General features: G+C 70.5%; 7 protein-coding genes. 1 reads left to right on the top strand and 6 read right to left on the bottom strand.

Annotated features, from left to right (window positions below):
* The 4 genes from HV824_RS33730 to HV824_RS33715 all read right to left on the bottom strand — a co-directional run.
* Positions 1–1,102 (bottom strand): murein transglycosylase A (locus HV824_RS33730; RefSeq protein WP_176425100.1); only part of this gene is annotated, 1,102 nt, incomplete at its 3' end.
* 122 nt (positions 1,103–1,224) lie between these two features.
* Positions 1,225–2,046, bottom strand: a complete 822-nt coding sequence (locus tag HV824_RS33725; protein WP_140796131.1) for an NAD(P)-dependent oxidoreductase — start codon at positions 2,044–2,046, stop codon at positions 1,225–1,227.
* Between the two features lie 14 nt (positions 2,047–2,060).
* Complete coding sequence (locus tag HV824_RS33720; RefSeq protein ID WP_176425099.1) at positions 2,061–3,737, bottom strand: isovaleryl-CoA dehydrogenase; 1,677 nt, start codon at positions 3,735–3,737, stop codon at positions 2,061–2,063.
* Positions 3,738–3,831: 94 nt separating this feature from the next.
* Positions 3,832–4,716 carry a LysR family transcriptional regulator gene (locus HV824_RS33715; protein WP_176421448.1) on the bottom strand — a complete coding sequence of 295 codons (885 nt, stop codon included), beginning with the start codon at positions 4,714–4,716 and terminating at the stop codon, positions 3,832–3,834.
* Between the two features lie 89 nt (positions 4,717–4,805).
* Between HV824_RS33715 and HV824_RS33710 the strand changes: the two genes are divergently transcribed.
* Positions 4,806–5,759: an MBL fold metallo-hydrolase gene (locus HV824_RS33710; protein WP_176421449.1), complete on the top strand. Its 954-nt coding sequence runs from the start codon at positions 4,806–4,808 to the stop codon at positions 5,757–5,759.
* An 8-nt stretch (positions 5,760–5,767) separates the two neighbouring features.
* Here the strand turns inward: HV824_RS33710 and HV824_RS33705 are convergent, their stop codons facing one another.
* Together HV824_RS33705 and HV824_RS33700 are read right to left on the bottom strand one after the other, a co-directional pair.
* On the bottom strand, positions 5,768–6,754 hold the full coding sequence (locus tag HV824_RS33705) for a PHB depolymerase family esterase (RefSeq protein ID WP_176421450.1): 987 nt from the start codon (positions 6,752–6,754) through the stop codon (positions 5,768–5,770).
* Positions 6,755–6,785: 31 nt separating this feature from the next.
* Positions 6,786–7,601 (bottom strand): alpha/beta fold hydrolase, encoded by an 816-nt coding sequence (locus HV824_RS33700; protein WP_176425098.1) that lies wholly within the window; start codon positions 7,599–7,601, stop codon positions 6,786–6,788.
* Positions 7,602–7,738: the final 137 nt, after the last annotated feature.

Here is a 7,738-nt window from a genome sequence, read left to right as displayed (position 1 = left end):
CACCGAGCGGCCGGTGCGCATGGCGGATGGCCCCGCCCGTGTCCTGGTTGAGCACGAAGCGCGACAGCGGCTTCCACTGCACGGAGCCATCCGCCATGCGCACCGGCCGCTCGGTGTGGATGAAGGCCAGGCCGCCCTTGGGAAACAGCCGCGCGTCCGTCGCGATGGAGCGCCCCGCCGTCACCGGCCGCCCGAGCGAACCCACCGACGCGGTGTTGAGGAAGCGGAAGAACACGTAGGACTCGTTGTGGTCCAGCACCCGGTGGCGCTGCTGAGGATTGGCGGCCAGCCACGCCCGCAGCGCCTGCATCGACATCTCCTCCTTGGGGATGGCGCCCTCCTGGATGAGCAGCGAGCCGATGCTGCGGTAGGGCTTCCCATTCGACGCGGCGTAGCCGATGCGGCGCCGACTCCCATCCGGCAGCAGCAGCGAGCCGCTGCCCTGCACCTCCAGGAAGAAGAGCGCCACCGGGTCCCTGGCCCAGGCCAGCTCCAGCTTCCGCCCGCTGAGCCGCCCCCCTCGGATGTCCCCGCGAGACCAGTACGGCACCACCTTCCGCCCATCGAGCCGGCCGAAGACCCGCTCTGACTTGAAGCGCTCCGCGAAGGGCTCCAGCGGGACTTCAATCAGGTCGGACGGAGGCCCGTGGATGGGCACGTTGTATACGTCCGTGCGCGTCAGGCTCGCCTCGATGGTGGGCTCGTAGTAGCCGGTGAAGAGCACCTGGCCGTCCTCGCCGCCGGCGGCCTCCATCGGCTCGAAGTCCTCCAGGACCAGGGCCCACAGCGCCTCCGGCGTGAGGTCCTCGCGAAGCCGCGCGTGCAGGCGCTCCAAAGCGGTCCGCAGCTCGGCGAGGGAGACCTGCCGCGCGCCGTAGATGAAGCGGTGGTCGGACGGACGGCTCCGCAGCCACACGAGGCTCTCCGCGACGGCGGTCCGCAGGGACGCGACGTCACCGTCGTCCCGGGGCTCCATCTTCCGGGACAGCCCGAGGAGCGCGTCCTCGGGCCGGGTGACGGGGGCGCGGGTGGGGCTCGGACAGGCCGAGGCGAGGAGCCCCAGCGCCGACAGCAGGAGGATTCGGAGATGCCGCAGGTCCATGTGGCTCCCCTACCTATCGCACCTGCCCCGGTGGGCGCCCCTGACAAGGGCCCTGAGCATTCCACGCCCTCGCGCGGGCTCCAGCGACTCCGCGCGCGAGGACGGGCTGGGGCGCTGCGGACTCAGATGAAGTAGTCGGGGAGCAGCTCCGCCCCGGGCACCAGCTGGTACTTGTCGAAGTCCGTCACGCCCACGCCGCGGAGGACCTCCTCGTCGATGCAGAAGTTGCCGGTGAACTCGCGGCTCGGCTTGGTGAGGATGGCGTAGGCCGCGTCCGCCATGATTTCCGGCGTCCGGCAGCCGCGGATGGTCTCATCCCCGCCCAGCAGGTTCTGCACCGCCGCGGTGGCGATGACGGTGCGCGGCCAGATGGCGTTCACCGCGATGCCGTCCGAGCGCAGCTCCTCCGCCATGCCCAGCACGCACATGCTCATGCCGAACTTCGCCATGGTGTACGCGACGTGGGGCGCGAACCAGCGCGCCTCCATGTTGAGCGGCGGCGAGTTGTTGAGGATGTGCGGGTTGCTGGCCTTCTTCAGGTACGGGATGCACGCCTGCGAACACGCATACGTGCCGCGCGTGTTGATGCCGTGCATCAGGTCAAAGCGCTTCATCGGCGTCTCGAGCGTGCCCGTGAGGCTGATGGCGCTGGCGTTGTTCACCAGGATGTCGATGCCGCCGAAGGTCTCCACCGCCTTGGCCACGGCGGCGGCGATCTGCTGCTCGTCGCGGATGTCCACGACACAGGGCAGCGCCTTGCCGCCCGCCTTCTCGATTTCCTCCGCCGCCGTGTAGATGGTGCCGGGGAGCTTGGGGTGCGGCTCCGTCGTCTTGGCGGCGATGATGATGTTGGCGCCATCCCGGGCAGCGCGGAGGGCAATGGCCTTGCCGATGCCACGGCTGGCACCGGAGATGAACAGCGTCTTTCCCTGGAGATTGGACATGGGGTGTCTTCCTATCACGCCGCGCCATCGGGGAAGGCGCGCTCGATGAGCATCTGCATGGGCGCGTGGGCCGGGAGCGTGCCGAACGTCTGTCCATGCGCCCCGCCCAGACGGGACTCGCAGAAGGCATCCGACACGGCGGTGTTGCCCGCGCGAATCAGCAGCGACGCCTGGAGCGCCAGCGCCAGCCCCTCCACGATGGAGCGCGAGCGCGCCTCCATTGAGTCCGTGTTGGCCAGCGCCTTGCCCAGCCGCGCGGTGGCCTCGTCATACGCGGCGTGCCCGCCCTGCGCGGCCAGGAGCTCGGCGAAGAGGGCCTCCCGGCTGGCCGGCTCGCGTGACGCCGCGCGCAGCACGTCCAGGCACTGGATGTTGCCGCTGCCCTCCCAGATGGAGTTGAGCGGCGCCTGCCGGTACAGGCGCGGCAGGTTCGTCTCCTCCACGTAGCCCGCGCCGCCCAGGCACTCCTGCGCCTCGTTGACGAAGGGCGGCGTGCGCTTGCACACCCAGTACTTCCCCACCGCCGTGGCGATGCGGCAGAACGCGGCCTCCTTCTCATCCCGAGGCGTGGCGTCCACCGCGCGGGAGACGCGCCCGGTGAGCGCGACATGGGCCTCCAGCTCCAGCGCCAGGTCCGCCAGCACGTTGCGCATCAGCGGCTGGTCGATGAGCCGCTTGCCGAACGCGACGCGGTGCCGCGTGTGGTGGATGGCCTGCACCAGCGCCTGCCGCATCTGCCCGCTGGAGCCAATCATGCAGTCCTGCCGCGTCAGCGCGACCATCTCCAGGATGGTGGGGACGCCGCGGCCCTCCGCGCCCACCATCACCGCGTAGGCCCCATGCAGCTCCACCTCCGAGCTGGCGTTGCTCCAGTCGCCCAGCTTGTCCTTCAGCCGCTGGACGCGGATGGCGTTGAGCGCGCCGTCCGGCGTGAAGCGCGGCATCAGGAAGCACGACAGGCCGCCCTCCGCGTGCGCCAGCACCAGGAAGGCGTCGCTCATGGGCGCGGAGAAGAACCACTTGTGCCCCACCAGCGCGTAGGGCTGACCGGGCCCGCGGCCTTCGCCCAGGCGGTGCGCCTGGGTGGTGTTGGTGCGCACGTCGGAGCCGCCCTGCTTCTCCGTCATGCCCATGCCAATGGTGGCGCCCGACTTTTGCGCGGCGGGGATGAAGCGGCTGTCGTAGGACGCCGAGCTCACGCGCGGCAACCACTCCAGCGCCACCTCCGGCTGGTGGCGCAGCGCCGGCACCGACGCGTACGTCATCGTGAGGGGGCAGCTCGTCCCGTTGTCCGCCTGGTTGTGCAGATAGAAGAGGGCCATGCGCGCCACGTGGGCGCCGGGCGTGCCCTCGTTGCGCCAGGCGAAGCCCGACACGCCGTGGGCCATGCCCAGCTCCATCAGCCGGTGGTACGCGGGATGGAACTCCACCTCGTCGCGGCGGTGGCCATAGCGGTCGAAGGGCCGGAACCTGGGCTTGTTCTCGTTGGCGAGGAACGCCAGCTGCTGCATCTCCCCGCCCACCACGGGGCCGTACTTCGCCAGGTCGGCCTCCGCCCAGCCGCCGCCCTCGCGGGCCACCACCTCGCGGAGCACGGTGTCCGTCGTCCACGCGTCGTACTCGAGCGGCGGCGGCTGGTTCGTGACTTCGTGCGTGAGGAAACCGGCGGCAATGGCGTTGCGTTCAGTCATGGTGGAGGTCCTCCTGGGGACGGTACCCGGTGCCCATGGAGTACCGTGAACACGCGCGGCGGGCCACCGCAACCCGAGGAGCGGCAGCGGCGTGTCACCGCTTCTTCGCCTGCTCCAGCTCCTCGACCAGCAGCTCCGAGACCTTCCGCACCCGCGGGATGTCGAGCGCGGACTTCGCGCACACCAGGTGGTACGTGGTGGTGGCGAAGGGCCCCAGGTCCACGTCGAGCGGCACGAGGCTCCGCTCGCGCATGAAGCGGTGGCGCACGTCGCACAGCACCATGGCCCCCACGCCCGCCTCGGCCGCCGCCAGCATCACCAGGTAGTTGTCGGCGGTGAACACGGGCGAGAAGCCGGGGATGATGGACGCCAGCTGGGGATTGGGCGGCACCGCGTCGAACGGCGGCGCCCAGGCGACCCACGGGAGCGCCTGGAGCGACGGCCGCTTGGGCAGCCGGGCCTTGAGGGACTTCGCGGCGAAGACGGCGTTGGGGACCGTCAGCGAGGAGAGGAGCTTCAAGTCCGCGTTCATCGGGCCCCGGGCTCGCAGCGCGAGGTCCGCCTCGCCGCGCCCCAAATCCAGGTACTGAATCCCGGACAGCACCTCCAGCCGCAGGCCCTCGTGCTTCTTCATCATCGCCCCGGCGAAGGGCGCGAGGAAGCCGAAGCTCATGTAGGGCGACGCCGTCACCCGCACCAGCCCCCGCGGCGACGTGTCCGACGACTCGGCCGCGCGGTGCAGCTCACCGGCCCACTCCGCCATCTTCTTCGCGGGCTGCACCAGCCGCTCGCCCGCGGCCGTCAGCACCGCGCCATCCACCCCGCGGCGGAACAACGCCATGCCCACCGCGTACTCCAGCGCCGCCAGCCGCCGGCTCACCGTGGGTTGGCCCATCCGGAGCCGCCGGGCCGCGCCACTGAAGCTGCCCGCCTCGGCGATGGCCAGGAACAGCCGCGCGTCATCCCAGGAGATATTCATGAATGCATGACCTCATGCCTGAATCGTCATTTCCCATCAATTCTCGCATCGTTAGCTTCCGCGTGTCTCGACGTGAAGGAGCTCCATCCATGCGGACCCGTTCCATTGTCCTCTCCATCGCCGCCGCGCTCGGCGGCGCCCTCGCCGTCACCGGCTTCGTGGGCTGCGCCACCACCTCACACGGCGTCCAGCCCTCCACGCTCGGCAAGGCGCGGCCCTCCTCGGAGCTGTTGCCGCTGCTGACGCAGCCCGGCCCGGTAGAGCTGGAGACGGTCGTCTCCTGCGACTGGGCGGTGGAGCGCGGCGGCCTCATCAACCTGGCCCACCCCACCGCGAAGGCCGCCGGGCTGAAGGACGGCGCGGAGCCCGCGCAAATCTTCTTCCACGCCCTCCGCCACCCGGCCAAGGGCCTCTTCATCGTCGACACGGGCGTGGAGACGGCGATGCGGGACGCGCCGGAGAAGGCCGCCATGCAGGGGCTCATCGTCAGCGCCATGAACATGGGGAGCATGAAGGTGCACGCGCCGCTGGGCGAGTGGCTGGCGAAGCAGCAACAGCCGCTGGCGGGCGTGTTCCTCACCCACCTGCACCCGGACCACGTCACCGGCATGGCGGACGTCCCCGCGGGCACGCCCGTCTACTCCGGGCCGGGCGAGGCCTCCGAGCGCGCCTTCATGAACCTCGTCGTCCAGGCCAACGTCGACCGCGCCCTGGCCGGCAAGCCGCCGCTGTCGGAGTGGACCTACGCGCGGGAGGACGCCGGCCTGTTCGACGGCGCGGTGGACATCTTCGGGGACGGCTCCGTGTGGGCGCTCTGGCTGCCCGGCCACACGCCCGGCACCACCGCATACCTGGTGCGCTCCACGAAGGGCCCGGTGCTGCTCGCGGGGGACATCAGCCACACCCGCTGGGGCTGGGAGCACGACGTGGAGCCCGGCTCGTACAACAACGACGCGGACGGGGCCACGGCGAGCTTCAAGAGGCTGCGCGCGTTCGCCCAGGCCCACCCCGAGGTCGAGGTGCGCCTGGGCCACCAGCACTGACGCGCGCCTCAGTTCCGGGTGTGCCGCCGGAAGAAGTCCCACATGAGGTGGGTGCCGTCCGGCCCGGACGGGTCGGCGAAGGGATAGCGTGAATCCCCGCCGGGCCAGGCGTGGTCCATCCCCTGGATTTCGATGTGTCGCGCCACCAGCGCGCCGCCGTAGACATAGTCCTCCACGGTGTACGCGCGCCCGCCGGGCACACTCGCGCGCGTCACCTGCGTGGCCACCGGACGGATGCTGTCGTTGGCCACGCCGTCATCGCCGTAGTCACTGGTCTGCAGGAACTGCCGCGTCGCCTGCCGACCGTTGACGATGTCGACCACGCTGTCCTTCGTCCCGTGCACCACGAGCACCGGCACCGTGTGACGCGGACGGCCCGAGCACACCCACGCGTCCCGGCCCCGGTCGTCCGGGTGGTAGATGCTGCCGAAGAGCATCGCGAAGCCCGTGCCCGAAATCGTGGTGGCCGCCTTGTACATGGCCCCCGCGCCAATCATCCCCGCGGCGAACACGTCCGAGTAGCAGGCCAGCAGCGTGCCCGTGAGCACCGCGCCGGAGCTGACGCCGCCCACGTAGATGCGGCGCGCGTCCACCGCGTAGTGCCGCCGCACCTGCGCCACCATGTCCACGACGAGCGCGGGCTCCCCGTGGCCTCGCGTCTGGTTGAGCACCAGCATGAAGTTCCAGCACTGCGTGGGGTTCGCGAACGTCGCCTGGTTCGGGTACAGCACCAGGAACTTCTCGGCGTCCGCCTTCTCGTTGAGGCGCGAGAGGCCGGCGAACTGGGTCGGGTTCTGGAAGCAGCCGTGCAGCGCCACCACCAGGGGCAGCGGCGTGTCGGCCTGGTAGCCCGTGGGCACCCAGAGCTGGAAGCCCCGGGTCCCTTCAAGGCCATGGACCCAGGTGCCGGCGCGCGCGGGCGCGGCGGCGGTGAGCGAGAGGACGGCGAGCAGCAACAACCACGTGCGCGCGCACGCGACAGTGTTCCGCTTCATTGACTGACTCCTTCGGGGTGGGGAACCGCGCTCAGCCCGGCTGCCGCGCATCCGCCGCGGCGTCCTCGACTCCGGCCAGGAAGGCCGCCACGGCTTCGGCGACCTTGTCGGGCTGGTCATGCGGTGACGCATGGCCGGAATCACTCAACACCTGGAGCCGCGCGTTCGGCAGCAGGTCCACGTAGGCCTGCTTCGTGGACACGGGCGTGTAGTCCCTATCGGACGCGAGCACCAGCACCGGGCAGGTGATGCCGCCCAGGTGCCGCATGACGCTCCACCCCACCAACCCCTTCGTCGCGCGCAGGTACGCGTCCGCGTCATTGGCGCTGAACAGCTCCAGCGCGCGCTGACGAAGCGCTTCCTGCTCGGGCTTGGGAAAGAGCCTGGGCGCCAGGACCTTCGCCAGCGCCGCGGGCCCCAGCAGCTTCAGCAGCGTCAGGCGCAGGCCGAACTCGAACTTGCGGCGCAGCGTGCGCGCCACCAGCTCCGGCCCGCTGTTGACGATGACCAGGCTGCGCACCAGCTCCGGCCGGTCCACCGCGAGCTGGAACCCCATCATCCCGCCCATGGACAGGCCCACCACGTGGACGCCGGTGAGGCCCAGCGCGTCACACAGCCCGGCGATGTCCTGGGCGAAGCGCGGCACGCCATAGGCGCCCGGCGGCTTTCCGCTGCGGCCATGGCCTCGCGCATCTGGAACGATGACGCGATGGCGGCCCGTCAGTCTGGGTGCCACGGACTCCCAGTCCCGGCCAGAGGAGCCAAGCCCGTGAAGAAGCAGCACGGGGGTGCCCGCACCCGATTCCTCGAAGTAGAGGGAGAGCTCCTCGAACTGGAGCAACGGCATGTTCGGACCCCAGATTCAGGTAGGAAGCGTGTCGAACCGCAGGTCCGAAGCTACATGAACGAACGTTCGTTTTTCAAGAGCCCCCCATGAGCACCTCCCCCCGCTCCCGCCTGCGCGCCACGGCCGCCGCCGTGGGG

This window comes from Myxococcus sp. AM009, assembly GCF_013372605.1.
Classification (GTDB): domain Bacteria; phylum Myxococcota; class Myxococcia; order Myxococcales; family Myxococcaceae; genus Myxococcus; species Myxococcus vastator.
Note: the sequence above shows the minus strand (reverse complement) of the source record. Positions and strands in the feature narration are given on the sequence as shown.